18 protein-coding genes are annotated in these 20,582 nt (G+C 61.0%); 4 read left to right on the top strand and 14 right to left on the bottom strand.

What is annotated here, in order from left to right:
• Positions 1-38: 38 nt before the first annotated feature.
• On the bottom strand, positions 39-1,007 hold the full coding sequence (locus M516_RS0121405; RefSeq protein ID WP_029100923.1) for a hypothetical protein: 969 nt from the start codon (positions 1,005-1,007) through the stop codon (positions 39-41).
• A gap of 282 nt (positions 1,008-1,289) precedes the next feature.
• Here M516_RS0121405 and M516_RS0121400 point away from each other — a divergent pair, with 282 nt between their 5' ends.
• From M516_RS0121400 to M516_RS0121390, 3 genes are read left to right on the top strand one after another with little or no spacing between them, the layout of a single operon-like run.
• A complete protein-coding gene (locus M516_RS0121400; protein WP_029100922.1) occupies positions 1,290-2,651 on the top strand; it encodes a hypothetical protein in 1,362 nt (453 codons plus the stop codon).
• Between the two features lie 36 nt (positions 2,652-2,687).
• Entirely contained in the window at positions 2,688-3,398 is a 711-nt protein-coding gene (locus M516_RS0121395; protein WP_029100921.1) for a response regulator transcription factor, read from the top strand.
• Positions 3,385-4,776 carry a sensor histidine kinase gene (locus M516_RS0121390; protein WP_029100920.1) on the top strand — a complete coding sequence of 464 codons (1,392 nt, stop codon included), beginning with the start codon at positions 3,385-3,387 and terminating at the stop codon, positions 4,774-4,776. The genes M516_RS0121395 and M516_RS0121390 overlap by 14 nt, the downstream gene beginning before the upstream one ends.
• A 122-nt stretch (positions 4,777-4,898) precedes the next feature.
• Here the strand turns inward: M516_RS0121390 and M516_RS0121385 are convergent, their stop codons facing one another.
• Positions 4,899-5,531, bottom strand: coding sequence for a nitroreductase family protein (locus tag M516_RS0121385; protein WP_029100919.1), 633 nt, complete (start codon positions 5,529-5,531; stop codon positions 4,899-4,901).
• Positions 5,532-5,706: 175 nt separating this feature from the next.
• Between M516_RS0121385 and M516_RS0121380 the strand changes: the two genes are divergently transcribed.
• Positions 5,707-6,453 carry an SDR family NAD(P)-dependent oxidoreductase gene (locus M516_RS0121380; RefSeq protein WP_029100918.1) on the top strand — a complete coding sequence of 249 codons (747 nt, stop codon included), beginning with the start codon at positions 5,707-5,709 and terminating at the stop codon, positions 6,451-6,453.
• A 106-nt stretch (positions 6,454-6,559) separates the two neighbouring features.
• On the opposite strand, the gene M516_RS0121375 is transcribed toward M516_RS0121380, so the two are convergent.
• The 12 genes from M516_RS0121375 to M516_RS0121320 form a co-directional block, all read right to left on the bottom strand.
• Positions 6,560-8,218, bottom strand: a complete 1,659-nt coding sequence (locus tag M516_RS0121375) for a b(o/a)3-type cytochrome-c oxidase subunit 1 (protein WP_029100917.1) — start codon at positions 8,216-8,218, stop codon at positions 6,560-6,562.
• A 16-nt stretch (positions 8,219-8,234) separates the two neighbouring features.
• On the bottom strand, positions 8,235-8,702 hold the full coding sequence (locus tag M516_RS0121370; RefSeq protein ID WP_029100916.1) for a cytochrome c oxidase subunit II: 468 nt from the start codon (positions 8,700-8,702) through the stop codon (positions 8,235-8,237).
• 30 nt (positions 8,703-8,732) lie between these two features.
• A complete protein-coding gene (locus M516_RS0121365; RefSeq protein WP_029100915.1) occupies positions 8,733-8,885 on the bottom strand; it encodes a cytochrome c oxidase subunit 2A in 153 nt (50 codons plus the stop codon).
• 185 nt (positions 8,886-9,070) lie between these two features.
• Entirely contained in the window at positions 9,071-9,727 is a 657-nt protein-coding gene (locus M516_RS0121360; protein WP_029100914.1) for a response regulator, read from the bottom strand.
• On the bottom strand, positions 9,702-10,793 hold the full coding sequence (locus M516_RS0121355) for a PAS domain-containing sensor histidine kinase (protein WP_029100913.1): 1,092 nt from the start codon (positions 10,791-10,793) through the stop codon (positions 9,702-9,704). Before M516_RS0121355 ends, M516_RS0121360 begins: the two co-directional genes overlap by 26 nt.
• Before the next feature lie 132 nt (positions 10,794-10,925).
• Positions 10,926-12,203 (bottom strand): outer membrane protein assembly factor BamB family protein, encoded by a 1,278-nt coding sequence (locus M516_RS0121350; RefSeq protein WP_029100912.1) that lies wholly within the window; start codon positions 12,201-12,203, stop codon positions 10,926-10,928.
• Positions 12,204-12,412: 209 nt separating this feature from the next.
• Positions 12,413-13,405 (bottom strand): copper amine oxidase N-terminal domain-containing protein, encoded by a 993-nt coding sequence (locus tag M516_RS0121345; RefSeq protein ID WP_029100911.1) that lies wholly within the window; start codon positions 13,403-13,405, stop codon positions 12,413-12,415.
• 69 nt (positions 13,406-13,474) lie between these two features.
• A complete protein-coding gene (gene yunB / locus M516_RS0121340; RefSeq protein ID WP_029100910.1) occupies positions 13,475-14,179 on the bottom strand; it encodes a sporulation protein YunB in 705 nt (234 codons plus the stop codon).
• A 30-nt stretch (positions 14,180-14,209) separates the two neighbouring features.
• Positions 14,210-17,008, bottom strand: a complete 2,799-nt coding sequence (locus M516_RS0121335) for a calcium-translocating P-type ATPase, SERCA-type (protein WP_029100909.1) — start codon at positions 17,006-17,008, stop codon at positions 14,210-14,212.
• Between the two features lie 214 nt (positions 17,009-17,222).
• Positions 17,223-17,885, bottom strand: coding sequence for a sporulation membrane protein YtaF (ytaF, locus tag M516_RS0121330; RefSeq protein WP_029100908.1), 663 nt, complete (start codon positions 17,883-17,885; stop codon positions 17,223-17,225).
• 100 nt (positions 17,886-17,985) lie between these two features.
• Positions 17,986-19,005 carry a galactose/methyl galactoside ABC transporter permease MglC gene (gene mglC / locus M516_RS0121325; protein WP_029100907.1) on the bottom strand — a complete coding sequence of 340 codons (1,020 nt, stop codon included), beginning with the start codon at positions 19,003-19,005 and terminating at the stop codon, positions 17,986-17,988.
• Positions 19,006-19,018: 13 nt separating this feature from the next.
• Positions 19,019-20,539: a sugar ABC transporter ATP-binding protein gene (locus M516_RS0121320; protein WP_029100906.1), complete on the bottom strand. Its 1,521-nt coding sequence runs from the start codon at positions 20,537-20,539 to the stop codon at positions 19,019-19,021.
• Positions 20,540-20,582 lie beyond the last annotated feature (43 nt).

Genomic DNA, 20,582 nt, shown 5'->3' with positions numbered 1-20,582 from the left:
ATGTTCGTTTGCGGGCACGCATCAGGGCGCGCCTGCTGTCATTTCTGTTTCGGCTTCGGCGTCACCTTGTGGAGGCCGACCGCTTCTCCGTGTCGGCCGATGACCGGCTGGTAGACGGCCGGGTTGTTCACCGTCTTCTGGTCGATCAGCGCCGCCGGGCGGTTGCCTTTCCACGTCATCAGGCTGTAGACCTTTCCGGTTTCCGTGGGCATGGTGATCAAAATGTCGTTTACGCTGTCCTGGTTATAGCGGCCGATGTGCAGTTTCGGCAGATAAGCCTGATCCCATTGGCCCACCGAGGCATACGTCTGCTGGTTGGTTTTTCCCTCGCGGACGACAAGGCGCAGATCGTCGGCCAGCAGGTTCATGGACGCGCCCATTTTGTGGCCCACCAGCAGCACATGGTCGCGCACCCCGTCCCCCGTCACGTCGGCGTACTTGGTGTCCAGCACAAAGGTGCTGTCTTTGTCCATGCTGAACCCGGTGTTGACGTCCACGTCGGGGGACGGCATGTTGTCCCAATCGCCTTTGTCGATGGTAAGCCCGACGAGCTGCGGCTTTTGGTTGACCAGTGTCCAGACGCTGGTGGCCACGGCGATCCGGTCGTACCCGTCCACGCCCCACAGGGTCTGGCGGCCGAGGTACCGGATGCTCCCGTCCGCTTCGTAGTACGGGACCAGTTGGACCAGCTTTTCGGCAAAGCCTTTGATCGGTTTGCGCAGCTTGCCGTTGGCCTGGTAGACGCCGTACTTCACGTATCCGTCCTTGTTGGGACTCACGTCAACGGTGGTGACCCCCTTGAAGTGGCTGCTGGTCACCTGTGCCCGAAATCCATCTACAAATGTTATCTGGAACGTAATCGATTGCTGGGGCTGAATGCGCACCACGGTGGCAAACGCTTGCGGATTCACCGTCTTCGCATGGACCGGCTCCACATTCGGTCCCGCCGTCAAGAGAATCGCGCCGCCGCACAGCACGGCCGATACGGTCTTGCACCACGCTTTCATCGTTTCTTCCTCCCTTTGTTTTCCCTGATCTCGTGTTTGCACATCCTGCAGTCTCAGGAAACAGGTTGCAGAACGGCCAGCCGTTCATTTCTATATTCTGTCAATACGCTGTGACTCTGTTTACATAAACGGTGGAACGTACCAAATTGTTGCAAAACGGCTTTTCCCTTTTTTCGCCCTCGGCAGCGGATCGATGTCACCGGTTTGCAACCCTTTTTCCTTCCAGTCCGGCTACAATAGAGTCAGATTTTTGAGCACCACACAGAAAGGAACGGAACCACCATGAAAAAAACGTGGCTGTTGCCGGCCGCTCTCGCCGTTTTCACCAGCGGCTGCGGCCTGTACGACACTCCCAACGAATTGATGCGGGCACCGTTGGCCGATGCCAACCAGCAATCGATCAACCAGGCGGTCATGCAGTTTCTGCCGCCCGGCTCGCAGTTGACGGTGCCGCTTCACCCCGAAGAGGCCAGCGCGGTCAGCCTGCAGGATCTGACCGGAGACGGCACTCCCGAGGTGGTCGCGTTTTACAAAACGGAAAAAACCGATTACGAAATTGGCGTGCTAGTCCTCAGCCAAAAGGGGGGAAAGTGGAAGAAAACCGCGTCCTTCACCGGAATCGGCAGCGAATTGGACTACGTCCAGTTCGTCGACGTGACGGGCGACAGCGTCCCCGAGATGCTGATCGGCTGGGGCGGCGGCGAAGGATTGAACAAGGAACTGTCCGTCTACTCCTGGCAGCAGGAACAGATGCGTGAGCTGCTGAAGCAGCCGTACGCGGTCATGGCGGTCGGCGATCTCACCGGTGACAACCAGGTGGAGCTGGCGCTGGTCTCTCACGACCACAACGCGCTGACGTCCAAAGCGGAGGTGTACGGTCTGAAGGACGGACAGTTGGGCAAGCTGACCGAGCTGCCCCTGGAGGGGGCCGTAAACGGGTACGAACAGGCGACGATTGGCAGGGCGACGCCCACCCAATCCGCGATCTTTGTCGAGGCAGGCATGGGGGCGCATTCCGGCATGACCGAGTTTTTGGTCTGGCAAAACGGCAAGCTGGTCCGTCCGCTGGCCAAGGCGAACGGTGACATCGACCTGACCTTTAAACCCTATGTCCTGCCCAGCGAAGACATCAACGACGACGGCATCGTCGAAATCGGCATCCATGCCCAGCCGCCGGGCACCGACGAGCTGACCATGGCGGAAATCCCGTGGATCGCATCCTATTACCAGTGGGACGGAGCGGCCGGCCTGCGCCACGTCGAGGACCACTATCAGGCGTACCACATGGGCACCGATTTTCGCATTCCCGCCAAGTGGAACGACAAGTACACCATTGAGGAAGACCGCGACCCCGCCTCTCCCTCCGTCCGCCTGCTCTATTACGGCCAGGGGGGCAAAGAAAAGGCGACGCTGCTCACCCTGCAGGCTGTTCCGCAGAAGGATTGGACAAAGGTCGAAGCGTCCCTGAAGGAGAAGCAGACGCCCTATATCGTGCTGACGGAGCAGGGAAAACAGGTGGTGGTGGCGATCCAGCCGCAGGAAGCCAACGGGTTGAGCGGCGGCGCCCTGCGTGAGTACAATGCCATGCTGCTGACGGCGGACGAAATCCGCCAGTTGTTCCGTCCGCTGAAAATGCCGGTGTGACCGATCATCTTACCGCAGGAGCAAGGAGAAGAGACGATGAAAGTGTTGTTGCTGGAAGACGAAAAGTCGATTCGCGACTTTGTCCGCATTAACCTGAAGCGGGAAGGCTGCGAGGTGGTGGAAGCGGCCAGCGGGGAGGAAGCGCTGGACATCGCCGAAAGCCAGCCGGACATCGAGATCGCGATCCTCGACGTGATGCTGCCGGGGATCGACGGTTTTGCGGTATGCGGACGCCTGCGCCAGAAGTTCCCCCGGCTCGGCATCATCATGCTGACGGCCAAGAGCCAGGAACGGGACAAGGTGATGGGCCTGGAGTTTGGGGCGGACGATTACGTGGTGAAACCGTTCAGTCCGGCGGAGCTGCTGGCGCGCGTCAAGGCGCTGCACCGCCGGCTCTCCTCCCTCCCCGCTCCCGACGAGGCAAAACGCCTCATCGACATCCATCCGTTCACGCTGCTCTTGGACGAGCGGAAGCTCTTGAAAGGCAGGCAGGAGATCGTGCTGACCCCGAAAGAATTTGCCATTATCAAGCTGCTCGCGGAAAACGCGAACAAGGCGATCAGCCGCGACGAGATTCTCACCAAGGTCTGGGGTCAGTTTTTCGTCGGCGACCTGAAAGTGGTCGACGTGAACATTCGCCGCATCCGCCAAAAGATAGAAGAAGACCCCGCCCACCCCAAATACGTGGAAACGGTTTGGGGCTATGGTTATTTATGGCGAAAGGAAACGAACAATGAGAGGGATTAGGGCCAGACTGATCATCCACTTTGGTTTCATCCTGTTGTTGATCGTGCTGGTGTTGGAAGGGCTATTCTACTGGGCGGTGCATACCTATTACTTTGGCACCGCCACCGAAACGCTGGTCACGCGGGCCACCACGTTCACCACCTTTATTAACAAGTACGCAGGCACGTACGGGCTGAAAGACAAGGCCCGCTATATTTTGGAGAACGTTTCAAACGGGGAAACCGCCAAGGTGGAAGTACTGGACACCGAGGGAAAAGTGCTGCTCAACTCCTACGGATTTCAAACCGCCGAGGTGATTGACACGCCCGACGTGAAGGAAGCCCTGACAAACACGACAGGCATCTACGTCGGCAAGTCGCCGCAGACACCGGAGCGGGTCATCGCCGTCTCCAACCGGCTTACCTACCTGGGCGAAACGGTCGGTGTCTTGCGCTACACCATTTCCGCTGAACCGCTGTACGCAGCCGTCTACAAGATTGCGATGTACGGCGCAGGCGTCGGGGCCGTCGTCGTACTGTTTGCCTTTGGCTTGAGCCTGGTGACTGCCAAGCGCATGGTCGACCCGATACTGGAGCTGACCAGAGCGGCCACACAGATGGCGACGGGCAATTTCTCCGTCCGGGCGGCCAAGCGCTACGACGACGAGGTGGGCACGCTGGCGGAGACGTTTAACTACATGGCCGAGGAGATCGGCAAAAACGAAAAACTGAAAAACGACTTCATCTCCTCCGTTTCCCACGAACTGCGGACGCCGCTCACCTCGATCAAGGGCTGGGGAGAGACGCTCCTTTCCGGCGGGCTGAACGATCCAGAAGAGACAAGGCTCGGCCTGGAAGTGATCGCCAAGGAAACGGATCGGCTGATCGGCCTGGTGGAAGAACTGCTGGATTTCTCGAAGTTTCAGTCCGGCGAGATGAAGCTGTCGCGGGAGCGGCTGGATCTGCGCGACGTGCTGGAAGACGTCCGGGTGCAGTTCGCCGTCCGCTCGCACGACAAGGGCGTGGCGCTTCAGGTTGTCGTGCCGGATGCTCCCCTGCCGGTCGCGGGTGACGCCAACCGGCTGAAGCAGATCTTTGTCAATTTGCTGGACAACGCCTTCAAGTTTACCCCCAGGGGCGGGGCGATCACCGTAACGGCGGAGGAGACCGGGGGATGGGCGGCCGTCGCCGTAGCGGACACAGGCGAAGGCATCGACCCGGAAGACCTGCCGCACATCACGCAAAAGTTTTTCAAGGGGCGGTCCAAACAGGCCGGCAGCGGCTTGGGCCTCGCCATCTGCCGGGAGATCGTCCAGCTCCACGGCGGCCGTTTCCACGTCGACAGCCAGCTCGGCAGCGGAACCACGGTAACAGTCGAACTGCCGCTGACAACGGAATGACGGCCAGCTCCCTCGGGGTGACCACTGCAAAAACAGAAGACGAACGGCAAATAGCCGGCAACCCGCTCCACGCGGACGGGCTGCCGGCTTTGTTTGTTTTCGCCTAATGGTATAGAAGCTGTTTAGAAGCTGTTTTCGATCACCAGTTGATCCAGGCCAAAGCGGGCGGTCGGACGTGCGGGCACACTGGCCTTGCCCACCGTAATCATCATCACTGGAATGTAGCGCGGCGGGATGTTGAGCGCCTGGACAAGCGCGGCACTGTCAAAGCCGAGCATCGGGCAAGTGTCGTATCCTTTTGCTTTGGCGGCCAGCATCAATTGCATGGATGCGAGCGAAGCGTTGCGGATGGCCTCGTCGCGGGCAATTTGCGGATTGTTGCGATACGTCCCTTCGATCTGGCTGATCATCGTATCCCGCACTTGTTCGGTGACGTATCCCTTGGCCAGCGCATCGTCATAGACCGGCCGTGCCGATTTGTCCGCCTCCAAATCGCCGAGTACAATAATAGTGGCAAAGGCGTCTACCACCTGCTGCTGCCCATAGGCGATCGGCAGAAGCTGCTCTTTTTTGGCTTTGTCCGTCACCACGATAAAACGCCAGTGCTGCAGGTTCCAAGAAGACGGGGCAGTCGCGGCCAAGCGCAGAATTTCGTTTAATTCCTCGCGCGGAATCTCTGCGTTGGGATCGTATTTGCGCACGCTGTGGCGTGCTTCCATGACTTGTTCAGCCGTCAGTTTTACGTCTGCTTGCATACGGGAAGCCTCCTCTGTCACTCATATGGTAACACTCTTACTTTATATTAGTCGCTTACGTATTGCAACAATACAATATGCCGAGACACCAGTTTTGCTCCTTTTCCAGTGTTCAATACCCGGTCTGATTTCATTCGCCGGGCCGGCCCATTTTCGTTGACAGGAGGAATTGGTCATGTCGTTTGCCAACAAAATTGTCGTCGTCACCGGAGCCGGGCGGGGGATCGGCTTTGCCGTCGCCTCCCTGTACGCCGCCCACGGCGCCCACGTCGTTGTCGCCGAACAAAACCGGGAAGCGGGAGAAGCGGCCGTTCGAGCCATCGCCGCCGCGGGCGGAACCGCGGTTTTCCACCCGGTCGACGTCAGCGTCCCGGCCGAGATCGAGGATCTGATGCGCATGGTTCAGTCCCGCTGGAACAGGCTGGATATTCTCGTGAACAACGCCGGCATCTCGCAGTGGGCCTCGCCGTACGAGCTTTCGGTCGAGGAGTGGGACCGCATTCTGAACACGAATCTGCGCAGCGTCTTCCTCTGCTCCCGGGAAGCGGCCAAGCTGATGCGCCAATCCGGGGGCGGCTCGATCATCAACATCGCCTCCACGCGGGCGCACATGTCCGAACCGCACTCGGAGGCATACGCCGCCTCCAAAGGGGGCATTCTCGCCCTGACGCACGCCCTGGCGGTTTCCTTGGGACCGGACGGCATCCGCGTCAACGCCATCTCGCCCGGCTGGATCGAGACGGGCGATTATGCCGCGCTGCGGCCGGAGGACCACCACCAGCACCCGGCCGGACGCGTCGGCAAACCGGAAGACATCGCCCGCGCCTGCCTGTTTTTGACCGGTGACGGCAGCGATTTCGTCACAGGTGCGGAGCTGGTGATCGACGGCGGCATGACGCGGAAGATGATTTACGTTCCCTAAGCCGCACCGCCGCCCGCGAAAGGCTCGTCGGGCAAAAAAAGGGACGGTTCCGAGCAGATCATGCTGCGTGGAACCGTCCCTCTTCCGTATTGCCACTGTTCCGTTGTTACCAGGTGCGGATCGGCGGCGAGCCGGGCGGATGGTGATGAAGCTGCTCCATGATCGGGTAGCCGTACGCCATCACGATCAGGAAGGCCAGCACGCCCACCCAGACCGGCCAGCGCTCCAGAATGCGCGGTGTCTGTTGTTCCGTCTCCGTTTCCGCAATCGGATACTCCGTTTTTCCTTTGGGCGCAAAGAACGCCAGATAACCGAGAATCAGCAGCAGCAGAACCGCCGCCGTAAACAGCAGGCCCCCGCCAAAGGCCATGACGCGCTGAAAATCCATCCAGCCGAGCGCGACCGGGTGATCCATGTAGGTGGTGTAGGCGGTGCGCCGGGGCGTCCCCTGCAGGCCCAGGTAGTGCATCGCAAACGACATCAGGAACATGCCGACTGCCCAGAAGACCGTCTGCACCATTCCCATGCGGTTGGCCGTACGGGTGAGCGTGCGTCCCGTCAGCGCCGGAATCAGCCAGTAGCTGACGCCGAAGAAGGTGAGCGCGACCGCCGTTCCCACGGTGATGTGGAAGTGGCCGGTTACCCAGACGGTGTTGTGGACGACGGCGTTCATCTGGTTGCTGGCGTTGATAATCCCTCCGGCGCCGGCCGGAATGAAGAACAGCATGCCCACAAAGGGCGCGAAGAAGCGAACGTCCGACCACGGCATTTTTTTCAGCCAGCCAAACAGCCCTGTTCCCCCTTTTTTCCGTCCGGTCGTTTCAAACGTAGCAAACATGGAGAACGCGGTCATCAGCGACGGAATCACGACGATCAGCGTCAGGATGACGTGGATCATCTTCCAGCCCGGCGAAATGCCCGGCTCCATCAGTTGGTGGTGGAAGCCGACGGGGATGGAGAACAGCAGCAGGCAGATGAACGCGAGCCGGGCCAGCGAGTCGCTGAACACGTGGCCGCCGATGAACCGCGGCACGCAGACGTACCAAGCAATGTAAGCCGGCATCAGCCAGAAGTAGACCAGCGGGTGGCCGAAGAACCAGAACAGGGTCCGGCTGAGCATGATGTTGATTGTCGAGGTCCAGCCGAACGACCAGGGAATCAGTTGGAACAGCACCTCCACCGCCACGGGCAGCGTGGCGATGATCCACAGCACGAAGGTCGTGACCGACATGAACACGAACAGGGGCGACATGCTTCCGCCGTTTTCCCGTTTCCATCTGCGATAGCGGCTGAAGATCGCGAATCCGCCCAGCCAGCTCCCGACCACCAGCAGGGCCGTCCCGATGTAAAAGTACGGCGATGCCTTCAGCGGCGCGTAAAAGGTGTAGAGAACGGACGCGTCGTTGGTGATGATCGTCACGAGCGCCATGACCGTTCCGACCGTCATCAGCACCCAGCCGGCCCAGCCCCATCTCAAGGCGGCGGCGTGCAGGGCCCCGCCGGTGGTACGCGCTACCCCCGAAAGCAGAAAGCCGATGATGAAGTACGTGGTAAAGATGAGTGCCATCAACACGCCGTGCGCGGTCAGAATCTGATAGTAGTTGGTCCAGCTCGGCAGCTCGATGAGGCCGCCGCGCACCATCCCCTGCAGCATTCCGGCCAGCGCCGCCAGTCCAAACGCGGCATACGCCACCCAGATGTACGCCAGACTGAGGCGGGCCGTCGAGCGGTCTACCGGCGTCTGACTGAATGAAGCGATTTTCATGTTCCGTCACCTGCCTTTACTTCACCGTGATTGTGGTCGCCATGACCTGATGGCCGGCGCCGCAGTATTCGTTGCACAGAATCAGGTATTCGCCCGGTTTGTCAAAGGTGTACGACGCGGAGTTGATGTGTCCCGGCATCACCATGAAGTTGACGTTGGTCCCGGGAATCTGGAAACCGTGCACCACGTCCGGGCTGGTGACGTGGAAGTTGACCGTGGCGCCCAGCGGCACCTCCATGTTGCCCGGCGCAAACCCGAAGGCAAACGCCGTCATGTACGCGTCGTATTCATTCTCTCCCACCTTTTTCAGCCCCGGTTTGTCAAACGGAGGCGTTTTGGTCACCTGGGCCGGATCGATCATGTCCATGCTGCTCGGCGGAGCCATCCCCATGGCGAACGCGTTGACGCACAAGAGCGCGATAAACAGCGCCAACCCTCCCGCTCCCAGCATGAGCCAGATTTTCTCGTAACGGTGCAGATGCATCGTATCCTCTCCCTCCTGCCTTTCGCCTTGCTACGCCCGATTCAAAAACAGGCCAAATACGCCAAACCAACTGAGGAGAATGAACGCCCCCACCAACAGCACGGCGGCAAACGTGCCCTTCAGGTTTTCCTGCTCCGGCTGCGTCTGCTTGGCCTGGTGCTGCGATTCCGTACGCGTCTCCACGGCTCGCTCCTCCTTTCCCATGCCGTACCGGCTGCTTTTTACGCTTTCATTCTATCCCCCGGCATGTGGGAAGTAAGTCAGGGAAAACCCCTAAAATGATCCAGGAACCTCCCGATTTTCCCCGATTTTTGTCACATTTTGGCCAAAAAGAAAGACGGCTGGTTATCGCCGTCTGTGCCGTTCTCCTATTCAAAATCGAGCCATCCTTTTTTGATCGCGTAGCGGACCAGATCCGGCCGGGTGCGGAGATGGAGCTTTTCCATGATGTGCGCCTTGTGCGACTCGACCGTCTTGACCGAAACGGTGAGCTGTTCCGCGATCTCCTTGTTGCTGAATCCCTTGGCGATCAGGATGAGCACTTCCTTTTCCCGATCCGTCAGTATCTCGTATTTGGCCTGCTCCTCGCCGTTTTTCACCATCTGCAAAAACTCCTCGATCAAGGACTTGGTCGCGGACGGGTAGAGGTAGGCCATGCCCTGGTGCACGGTCCGGATGGCGGCGATCAGGTCCAGGTCGGGCGCGCTTTTCAAAATGTAGCCGGACGCCCCCGCCTGCAGCACGCGAAACAGGTACTCCTCGTCGTCGTGCATGGTCAAGACCAGCACCTGGATGTCGGGAGCCGCTTCTTTCAACCGGGCGGTGGCCGACAGGCCGTTTTCCCCCGGCGGCATGCTCAGGTCCATCAGCACGACGTCGGGCCGTATCTCCAGCGCTTTTTCAACCGCTTCTTTTCCGTCGGCGGCGTAGCCGACCACTTCGATGTCCGCGTGGGCGTTGAGCAGCATGCCCAACCCGGAGCGGACAATGGCGTGGTCGTCAGCGATCAGGACGCGAATGGCCATCTTCCGTTTCCTCCTTTGAGAGCGGTATGCGCACGATCACCGTCGTCCCCTCGCCGGGGGCCGAGCGGATGTCGACCGTTCCTCCCAGCAGTTGGGCCCGCTCCTTCATGCCGAACAGCCCCAGCCCGGTGCCCTTGGTCTGCGCCCGTTCCACGTCAAATCCGATCCCGTCATCCACAACCGTCACCACCAGCTCTTTGTCCCGGTCCTCAAACACGATCCCCAGCTTGGCCGCCTGGGCGTATTTGGCCGCATTGGTCATCGCCTCCTGCACGATCCGGTAGAGGGCGGTCTCCACCGCGGCGGGATAGCGGCGGCGCTCCCCCTGCACGTGCAGGTCGATCAAGAGGCCGAAGCTCTTTTCAAATCGCTTGATCAGCGAGCGGAGGGCGGGCAGCAGTCCCAAATCGTCCAGGGCGGACGGGCGAAGCTCCAGCGCCATGCGCTTTACTTCCTCCATCGCCTTGGCCGTCATCTGCTGAATGTCGGTCACGTGCTGCCGCAGCGGTTCGCTCAGCGTGCTCTGGCCGACGACGTTGAGACCGACGAGGATGCTGTACAGCGCCTGTCCCACGCCGTCGTGCAGCTCGCGGGAGATGCGCTTGCGCTCCTCCTCCTGGGCCTGGATGACGTAGTTCGTCAGCTTGTGCTGATACCGCTCCTTTTCAGCCCGCTGCTGGTCCGACATGTCCCGCAGGATCAGCACCAGCTTGCCGCCGTCCCTCTCCGGCAGCCGGGCCGAGCTGGCGGCCACGGGGTAGTCCCGCCCGTCCTTTGTTTTCAGCCGCATCTCAAACGAGGGCATCTGTTCCTGCTTGAAAAAGCAATCGGCACAGGTCGCTTCCTCCCGGCAGGTGGCCATGCCCAGGCAAAGTTCGCAAATGTGCCGCTTCCCGATCAGTTCTTCGGTTGCCCAGCCGGACATCTTCTCCAGCGCGGGGTTGGCCGTCACGATCACGCCCTCTTTGTCCACCACCAGAATCGCGTCGCTGACGTTGGTAAAGACGGACGAAAGCAGGGTGAAGGCTTCCTCCGACGAGCCCAGTTCTTCCATCCACGCGTTCATGCGCTCCTCCTCAAGACAAACATCCTTACCGTTATTGTAGAACGCGGACGGGGGAAAGTGTATCGGGGAATTCCCCTACCTCCCTGCTCTTCTCCCTCAAAGGAGCACTTTCCCGCAGGGCGATCTGCCTGTTCATGGCCGGCGGCCGGCCTGTCCGCCGTGGCGGTCTCGTTCGGCCTGCAGCTGGGTGACGTAGAACACGTAATCGCCGCCTTCGTACTTTTTCCCCGTTCCAATCGTGAGGAACGCCTCGTCGGAGATCGGCAGCAGCAGATGCTGTTCCCGCTGCTCGGTGCTGTTGGGAAACACCTTTTCCCATACCGTTTCGCCGTCTTCGCCCAGCTTGGCGGTGTATCCGTCCGAGCTGGCGTCGTTCATGTTGAGCTCTTCGTACTTCACGCAGCCGCTGACGAGCAGGTCACCGTCGTCCGTCACCTGGATATCGTTGAGTGCGCTGGTCTCGGTCCTCTCCGCAAACCTCTTCTCCCACACGTTTTTTCCGTCTTTGTCCACCTTGAGCAGATACCCCAGACCGGAGCCGGCCCGGTAGTCGCTGATCGTCCGGTCCGTCCCGGCGATGACCAGACCGCCGTCCGGCGTTTCCGCAAAGGCGCGGGGAACGGTGTCCCGGCCGGTCTCATGCCTGCGTTCCCAGACGGTCTCTCCGGACTTGTCCACTTTCGCGAGGAAGAGATCCCGGTTGAGGCGGTACGAGGCGTCTTCCTGACCGACCGCCCCGAGCAGCACGATGCCGCCGTCTACGGTCTGGCGCACCGCAGTGACCGCATCGTACTCCGCTCCTTCAAACGTCGTCTCCCATTCCGGATTCCCGTCCGGTTCCAGTTTGGCGAGATACAGCTCGGTGCTGCGGTCCGGCCGATTGAGCACCGCAGCCAGCACATAGCCGCCGTCGTCCGTCTGTAGGAGGCGGGTGTCCAGGCCGACGTTCTTGCGGAAGGTTTTCGCCCACACGATTTCGCCGTCGTCGTTCACCTTGATCAGGCGGAGGTTCCCCTCCGGTCCATTCGACCTGGTTGGCCCGGCCAAGAGAAAGCCGCCGTCTTTCGTATGAATAAAGTGGGACAGACGGCCCAATTCCTCGTCGGTCACCGTCTGTGCCACCTTTAGCGTTCCCGAATGCTCCACCAGGACGATTTCGTGCGCACGGTCGTCAGCCGCTTGGCGCGAGAAGAATATCCCGCCATCCGGGCCGCGCTGCACGTTTCCGTAAAAGTCGCCGTACGTGTACGGATGGGTTTTTTCCCACTTCACCACCGGTCCTTCGTTCGCTTCGCCGGCCGACGCCTGACCGCTCCACGCCAGCGGACCCGCGCCAACCAGGGCAAGCGCCAGCAGGCTCGTCCATTTCCACGCCCGGCCCACCTGTCTGCCTTGCCGTACCAGTCCCATTCGATTCACTCTCCATCACCGAACATTCCCCTTATTTTTACATCATTTCCAAAATGGTGTGAATGTGTGAAAGGTAATGTTTTCCCTGGTCTTTTCGGTGGAGTTTTTTTCGGCCCTGCCCGGCAAACAAAACGAGACGGGGCGGCCTTCGCCGCACCGTCTCTGCTGTACGCTCCGCTTCGGCAGAGATGTTCCTCGGGACAACCTCCCTATTCGCTCGGTTCCACCACGATTTTTTCCGCCGCGCCGATCGGCGGGAGGCTTTTTGTCAGCATGGGGCTGTAGAACGCGTATACCCGCGCCCCCTGTTTCAGGTCTTTGGGCGAGAGCAGCGTGTTGCCGTCGGTGCTGACGATTTCGGTCTGGTCGGTGACCCTCAGCACGACGGTGTCAAACGCGTGTTCCGAAAGCCGCTCTCCCTTCAGCTCGACGCGCAGTGTGCCGTCGGAATCGGCCGTGACGCTTTGCAGTTCGCCCGCCGTACCCAGCACGCGATCCGGCAGGCTGTTTTTGACCACGATGCGCTTCGCCGCCGTCTGCGGCGGGAGGCTCATCGTCATCACCTCGGCATGGGTGGCCTCCACCTCCATGCCCAGCTTCAAGTCCTCCGGTTTCAGCACCTTGCCGTCCTCCGTCACAATCTCGGTGTCAGCCGAAACATACAGCACCACGCCGCGCCAAATCCCGTTCACGTGGATGGCCACGTTCCCGTTGTCGCTGCGCACCCCGGTGATCGTCCCCGCTTTTTTCAGGGGATCGTCCGCCGCTGCACCGCCTACGGTTACGTCATCGCCCGAGACGGCGACCGGCGTTTTCATGATGTCCCGCACAAAGGTGAGTGGCACATAGGTGCTTCCGTTCAACAGGCGCGGTTTCGCCCCCAGTTTCTTCATCACATTGGCATCGGGATAGCCGTCTTCGCCTGCCTTGGCATAGCTCCAGATCGTCCCTTTTTGGATTTCCGCCACGTTTCGCGATTCGTTCCACGTCACCGCAAAGCCCAGCGATTCCGCCACCGGGCGAAGCGGGACGAGCACGGTTTGCTGCTGGTGATCAAACATCGCCTGCTGCTGAATCGCCTTGCCGTTTACCTGGACGGACAGTGCGCGGACCGGTTCCGGTGCTGCCGCTGCGCCCGCTCCGTTCGCCGTCAGGACAGCCGCGGCCAAAAACGTCATGGTCAGGGTTTGGATCTTGTTCATGTCTCCCATCCTTCTGATGATGTGGTGTTGTCTTTCCTGTTTATGGGACGACGGCATCCGCCAAACGTTTCACGGCTGGGTGACGTTGGGGGCGTTTCGCGGCAGCGGAACGTCCGGTTTGCCGGCGGGATTGTTGTAGAGGTAATCCGGCACCTTGCCGACTATCAGCGCTTCCGTAATCGGGATTTGCGTGGTCACGGTCCGCTGCTCCGTGGCAAACGGGATGACGATCCGTAGGTCCACCTCCACCCAAATGTAGACGGTGACCAGCACCATGTTGATCCCCGCCTGTTTCAGCCCGGTCTCCAGCCGGGTTTTGACCGATCCGACCGGCACGAACGAGACGGGGATCTCCGGTCCGTAGTGCTCCAAAAAAACGTTTTTCGTGGCCAGTCCCAGCGGCACCGTCACCACGACGTTCTCTTCCTCAAACTCTTTCAACCGGGTTTGAATCCGGGAGGTGGTCTCCCCCACAATCCGCGCATACTGCTTGAAGTTGAAATTGACGGCCATGATGTTGCCGTCCTGGTCCTTTTCCAGAACGACAATGTCGTTGAAATCGACCCCTTGCTGTGTCAGCCGCTTGGTGACCGCATCGCTTATGGCCAGCTTCGCCATCTGATCCGTTTTTTGCGCGGCAATCAGCATCAGGGTCGGCTCAATCCGCCGCTCGACGATCACAAACAGCGCCAGCAGTCCGGCCATCACGGCCAAAAGCAGCGCGAGCAGACGCCGGCCCCGCCGGCGCCAACCGCCTCTCCTGTAGCCCCACACGTCGTTCTCTCCCGCTATCCGACATGCTCCTCAGGAACGGACCGCCCTCATCGACGACCGCTCTGCCGTGCCCCGCGGCCGTCCGCTCCGCAGCGCCCCGCCAATGCCCGCGACAAACGTCGGCACCCCTGCGGCCACGAGGATCAGCGCCCAATCGCGGAAGGACAGGTCCGTGGTTTTAAAGACCGGCTGGAGCGCATCGATGTAGACCACGCCCAACACCAGCAGCACGGATGAAAGGACCGCCCAGACGAGGTACTTGTTTTCAAAGATGTTGCGGTGAAACACGCTGTATTGGCTGCGGCAGTCAAACACGTGAATCAGTTGGGCCATCACCAGGGTGACGAACGCGACCGTCTGCGCGTGCGCCAGATCGTTGGCGTTTTCCCGGAGCGTCAGCCAGAAGGACAGCAGCGTCATCCCCCCGATCAGGAAACCGCGGCTGATGATCTTCCACCCGAGTCCCCGGCCGAAAATGTTCTCCTGCTTGTGGCGCGGCCGCTGGTACATCGTGTCCGCTTCCGGCGGATCGACGCCCAGCGCCATGGCCGGCAGACCGTCCGTGACGAGGTTGACCCACAATATCTGAATCGGCACCAGCGGCAGGGGCAGTCCGAGCAGCATGGCAAAGAACATGACGAGGATCTCCCCGACGTTGGAGGCCAGCAGATAGCGGATAAATTTACGGATGTTGTCGTAGATGTTGCGCCCTTCCTCCACGGCGGCGACGATGGTGGCAAAATTGTCGTCTCGCAGCACCAGATCGGCCGCTTCCTTGGTCACATCCGTGCCGGTGAGGCCCATGGCGATGCCGATGTCGGCCGTTTTGACGGCCGGCGCGTCGTTTACCCCGTCCCCGGTCATCGCGACGACGTGGCCTTTGCTCTGCAGGGCGCGGACGATCCGCAGCTTGTGCTCCGGCGAGACGCGCGCGTACACGGCGACCCGTTCCACGATCTCGGCCAGTTCCTCGTCGCTCATGCCGTCCAGTTCGCGCCCTTCCATCACCTGGCCGTACCCGCGCATGAGACCGATCTGCCGGGCGATCGCTTCCGCCGTCACCTTGTGGTCGCCGGTGATCATCACCGTCTTGATTCCAGCCTGATGGCACAGGTCGATGGCCGGCTTCACCTCTTCGCGCGGCGGGTCGATCATGCCCGCCAGCCCGACAAAGACGAGCCCGCTCTCCAACGCCCCCGACGGATGGCCGGGCCGGTACCCCTGCAGTGTTTTGTAGGCGAAGGCCAGCACGCGCAGCGCCTGCGACGCCATCTCTTCCGTCTGGTTCAGCACCTGATGGCGGAGCGACGCGCTCAGCGGCTGCACCTCTCCGTTCCAGAGGATGTGGCTGCAGCGGGCCAGCACCGCTTCCGCCGCTCCCTTGGTCAAAAGCGAGTATCCGCCGTCCGCGCCTTTTTCCACCACCGACATCATTTTGCGCTCGGAGTCAAACGGCAGCTCCTCCACGCGCGTCTCCTGCTGTCCGCCTTTCACGCGCTCCGCGCCGTCTCCCTGCCCTTTGGCGGCCAGCACCTTGAGCGCTCCCTCCGTGGGATCCCCCACGACCTGCCACCGGCGCACCGTTTTGCCGATGCCGAGCAGTTTGCGCGCGGTCTCTTCCTCGCAGGACAGCCGGGCGTTGTTGCAGCGCTCGGCGATGCGCAGGATTTGGGACAGCCCCCCGTCGCGGGCAGGAGACACCTGACGCCCCCCCAGGAGAAACGCTCCCTCCGGTTCGTAGCCGCTGCCTGTCACCTCGTAGGCCGTATTGCTGTGCCACACCCGGGTGACGGTCATTTTATTCTGCGTTAGCGTCCCGGTTTTGTCGGAGCAGATGACGGAGGCGCAGCCCAGCGTTTCCACCGACGGCAGCTTGCGGACGATGGCATTGCGCCTGATCATCCGCTGTACGCCCAACGCCAGCGCGATCGTGACGATGGCCGGCAGTCCTTCGGGAATCGCCGCGACCGCCAGGCTGACCCCGGCGAGAAACATGGTAAACAGTTCGTGCCCGTGCCATACGCCTGCACCGATGACGACCAGCGTCAGCAGGACGGCGACGACCACGAGGATTTTTCCCATTTGTTCCAGGCGGTGCTGCAGCGGGGTCGCCATCTCCTCCGCCGCGTTCATCAGATGGGCGATCTTGCCGATTTCCGTTCCCATCCCGGTGGAGACGACCAGTCCCCGTCCGGTCCCTCCCGTCACCATCGTGCCCATGAACGCCAGGTTTTTCTGGTCGCCCAGCGGAATGTTCTCCCCGCCCGCCGGGGACAGCGTTTTCGCCGTCTTGCCGGCCGGCACCGATTCCCCGGTCAGCGCGGACTCTTCGATCTCCAGTCGGCTGGCGGCAAACAGACGCATGTCTGCCGGCACGCGATCCCCCGCCTCCAGCATCACCAGGTCGCCCGGAACCAGCCGGGACGCGGGAATCATGTGCACCTGGCCGTCGCGCACCACCCGCGCCATCGGGGAGGCCAGCTCTTTGAGCGCCTGCAGCGAGCGCTCCGCCTTGGCTTCCTGGATGAAGCCCAGCACCCCGTTGATGAAGATGATGGCGATGATCGTGATGGCGTCGAGGTACTCGCCCAGCGCGTACGAAATCAGCGTGGCGACGAACAGGATCAGCACCATGAAGTCTTTGAACTGGTCGATCAGGACGGTGAACAGCGGCTTTCGCTTGGTTTCCGCCAACTGGTTGGGGCCAAAGCGGGACAGCCGCCGCTCCGCCTCCTCCTGCGACAGCCCGCGGTCCGCGTCGCTGTCGAGCACATCTGCCACGTCCGCTGACGCCAGCATGTACCACTTTTGATTCGGCTGTGTGTCCACCTGAATCTCCTCCATCCCCTTCGCTTTCATCTCATATGTATGCTGACGAGCCTCAAAATAACCCACTCGTCCATCGCCGGCCTGATCGCGCCCCGCAGGCGGATGTTCTGACGGCAGGCGCCCCGCCTCGGCCGGTCCCCGAATTCCGACCCCGTTTTCGCCGAAAAAAAATCCCCGTCCTCCGCTTGCGAAGGACGGGGCGTATCTCCCCGGACTACGTGATGCTCTTGGCCAGTCCGATACAAATCAAAAGGATCGGCGGCAGCCAGGTCAGGCGGGACAGCCAGCGGGATTGACCAGCGCGGCGGCCCAGGGCGATGCCCAAGGTGAGCAGCACGGCGCTCATGACGGCGATGCACAAGGCGACCGACAGCGGCGGATAGCCGAAAAACGTCAGGCTGATGCCGGCGCCAAAGGCGTCCAGCGACAGCGCCAGTCCCAGCATGACCGCCTCCCAGCCCATGATGTGGCCGGAGCGGTCTGCGTCCGCCCGGGACGGATCCCGCAGGATCTGGACGATCAGCCCAAACGCGCGAAACTGGGAAACCAGCGCCTCTCCGGCTTCCTCCGGGCGATGGCCGTCTTCGTCCCGACCGCCGCTGTCGGCACGTGGAGAAAACAGCCGCCACAGCGTGAACAGCCCCAGCCCCACCAACACGGCCGCCCCCACCCGTTTGCCCCACTCCGGAGACAGCCAGAACGTGAGGGTGGAACCGACCGCCATCACCGCGTAGACCACGGAAAACGAGCAGCCTGCCACGACGGCAAGCGAGAGAAACGGCATCCGCATGTTCCTGAGCCCGTACGTCAACCCGACGCTGACGCTGTCCATGCTGATCGCCAGGGAGACGAGAAGGAGCGAAAACCAGCCGCTCAATGGAGTCACCTCTTTTCCCGTTGCCTTCTAGATATACGCCGAAGGCTTATCCATTGTGCGCGGCTCCGCCCTGTTCCCCCTTCCGATTCCGTACGACCGGTCACCGTTTCGCCAGGTACTTGCGGATGTCAACGGCGACGGCGGCCACGATGATTAATCCCTTGATGATCAACTGCCAGTACGGATTGACGCCGATGAAGGTGAGGCCGTAGTTGATCACCCCGAAGATGAGCACCCCGGCCAGAATGCCCGGCACGGTCCCGATGCCGCCCGACGTGGAGACGCCCCCGACGACGCAGGCGGCAATCGCGTCCAGCTCGTACATGTTGCCGTAGTTGTTGGTGGCCCCGCCTGTTCTCGCCGCTTCCAGCACCCCCGCCAGACCGTACAGCGCCCCGGCGATGGCGTAGATGACGATCAGGTTCAGCCCCACGTTGATCCCCGATACGGCGGCCGCCTGCATGTTGCCGCCGATCGCGTACATGTTTTTGCCCAGCCGGGTCTTGTTGAAAATCACCCACACCACGACGGACACGACGATCGCGATAATGACGATGTAGGGAATCGAGTAGGGGCCGCCGGGACCGATGTACCCGGTGCCCAGATGGCTGAAATCCTGCCGCAGGCCGCCAATCGGCTGCGATTCGTTCGGCTCCATGTCAAAGTAGATGGAGTTTGCCCCATAGACGATGACCATGGTGCCCAAGGTGGCGATAAACGGCGGGACGCTGAACTTGGCGACGATCACCCCGTTGATTAGCCCCACGATAAGACCCGCCAAAATGGCCAGGAGCACAGGCACCAGCAGCGGCAGATCAGGCAGATCCGGAAAGAAGCGGCGCGGATAATCCTGCATTTGCAGCATGGAGGCCGACAGCACCGCCGTCAGTCCCACCACGCGGCCCGCCGAGAGATCGACGCCCCCCGTGATCAGCACGAACGCCGCGCCAAGGGCGATGATCGCCCGGGTGGAGGACTGCAGCAAAATGTCGCGAATGGTGGTCACCGATAAAAATTGGCTGTCGTAGACGGCAATGCCCACGATTAGCGCCACCAGCACGATGTAGATGGCGTTTTGCGCGCAAAATTCACGTATGGATGTCGCATTCAGGTTTCTCATGGTTTCTCCTCCTCTACCCCGCCGCGTACGCTGTGGCGAGGCGCATCACCTGTTCCTCCGACGCCTCTTTCCCGTCGAGAAAGCCGGAGAGGCGCCCTTCGCACATGACCATGATCCGATCCGACATGCCCAGGAGTTCGGGCATTTCGGAAGAGATCATGATGATGCTTTTTCCTGCTTTGGCCAAATCCGCAATAATGGAGTAGATTTCGTATTTGGCTCCGACGTCGATCCCCCGCGTCGGTTCGTCGAGCAGCAGAATGTCCGGCTCGGTCAGCAGCCAGCGGGCCAGCAGCACCTTTTGCTGGTTCCCGCCGGACAGATTCTTGATCAGCGTCTTCAGGGAGGGCGTTTTTACCCGGAGCAGGTCGATGCTTCTGCCCGCTTCCTCCTTCCGCTTTTTCTCGTCGAGCAGCAGATAGGGCTTCTCATAACGGGACAGGTTGGCGATCAGCGTGTTTTCCAGGATGGACAGCACCGGAAAAATGCCGGTGACGCGCCGCTCCTCCGTCAGCAGCGCCATCTTGTGTTTTTTGGCATCGATCGGCGATTTGATTTTCACCTCTTTGCCGTGGATGAACATCCGTCCCGACGCCACCGCCCGCAGCCCGAACAGCGCCTCGACCAGCTCCGTCCGCTGGGAGCCGACCAGCCCGCCGATGCCCAAAATCTCCCCTTGCCGCAGCTCAAAGGAAACGTTCTGGAAGGAATGGGAATGCGGCGATGTCAGCCCCTCCACCTTCAGCACCACTTCTCCCGGCACATTCTCCCGCTTGGGAAAACGCTGGGTGAGGTCGCGGCCGACCATGCGCGAAATGATCAGGTCGGTGGTCAGCTCCGCAGCCGGCCATGTGCCGACGAGCCTGCCGTCCCGCATGATCGTCACCTCGTCGGAGATGCGCAGGATTTCCTCCATCTTGTGGGAGATGTAGATGATCGCCACGCCCCGGCTCTTCAGTTCGGCGATGATCCGGAACAATTGCTCCACTTCGTTGCCCGTGAGCGATGAGGTCGGCTCATCCATCACGATCACGCGGGAGCGGTAGGAGACCGCTTTGGCAATCTCCAGGGACTGCACCTTGGAGACGGACAGGTTTTTCACAATCTCGCGGGGATCCAGTTCCAGGCCCAGATCGGCAAACAGCGCCTGTGTGTCCCGGTACATCTTTTTTTCATCGACAAACGCGAACGGGCCGAATTGTTTGACCGGAAACCGACCGAGCCAGATGTTTTCCATCACGCTGCGAAACGGAACGGGGTGAAGCTCCTGATGAATCATCGCGATGCCGTTCGCCAGCGCGTCCTTGGCGTGGTTGATCACCTTCTTTTGGCCGTCGAGCAGAATCTCGCCCGCGTCCGGCTTGTAGATGCCGAACAAGCACTTCATCAGCGTCGATTTTCCCGCACCGTTTTCCCCCATCAGCGCGTGAACGGTGCCGGGCCTCACCTTCAGCGTGACGCCGTCGAGCGCCTTGACACCGGGGAATTCCTTGGAGATGTTCCTCATTTCCAGTACAAAACCGTTATCAGTCATGGCAAACCCCTCCCCCGCTTGTCTGCATGGAATGTAAAGAAGA

Origin of the sequence: Brevibacillus thermoruber 423 (assembly GCF_000454065.1) — a bacterium.
Lineage (GTDB): Bacteria > Bacillota > Bacilli > Brevibacillales > Brevibacillaceae > Brevibacillus > Brevibacillus thermoruber.
This window is presented reverse-complemented; position numbering and strand designations above follow the sequence as displayed.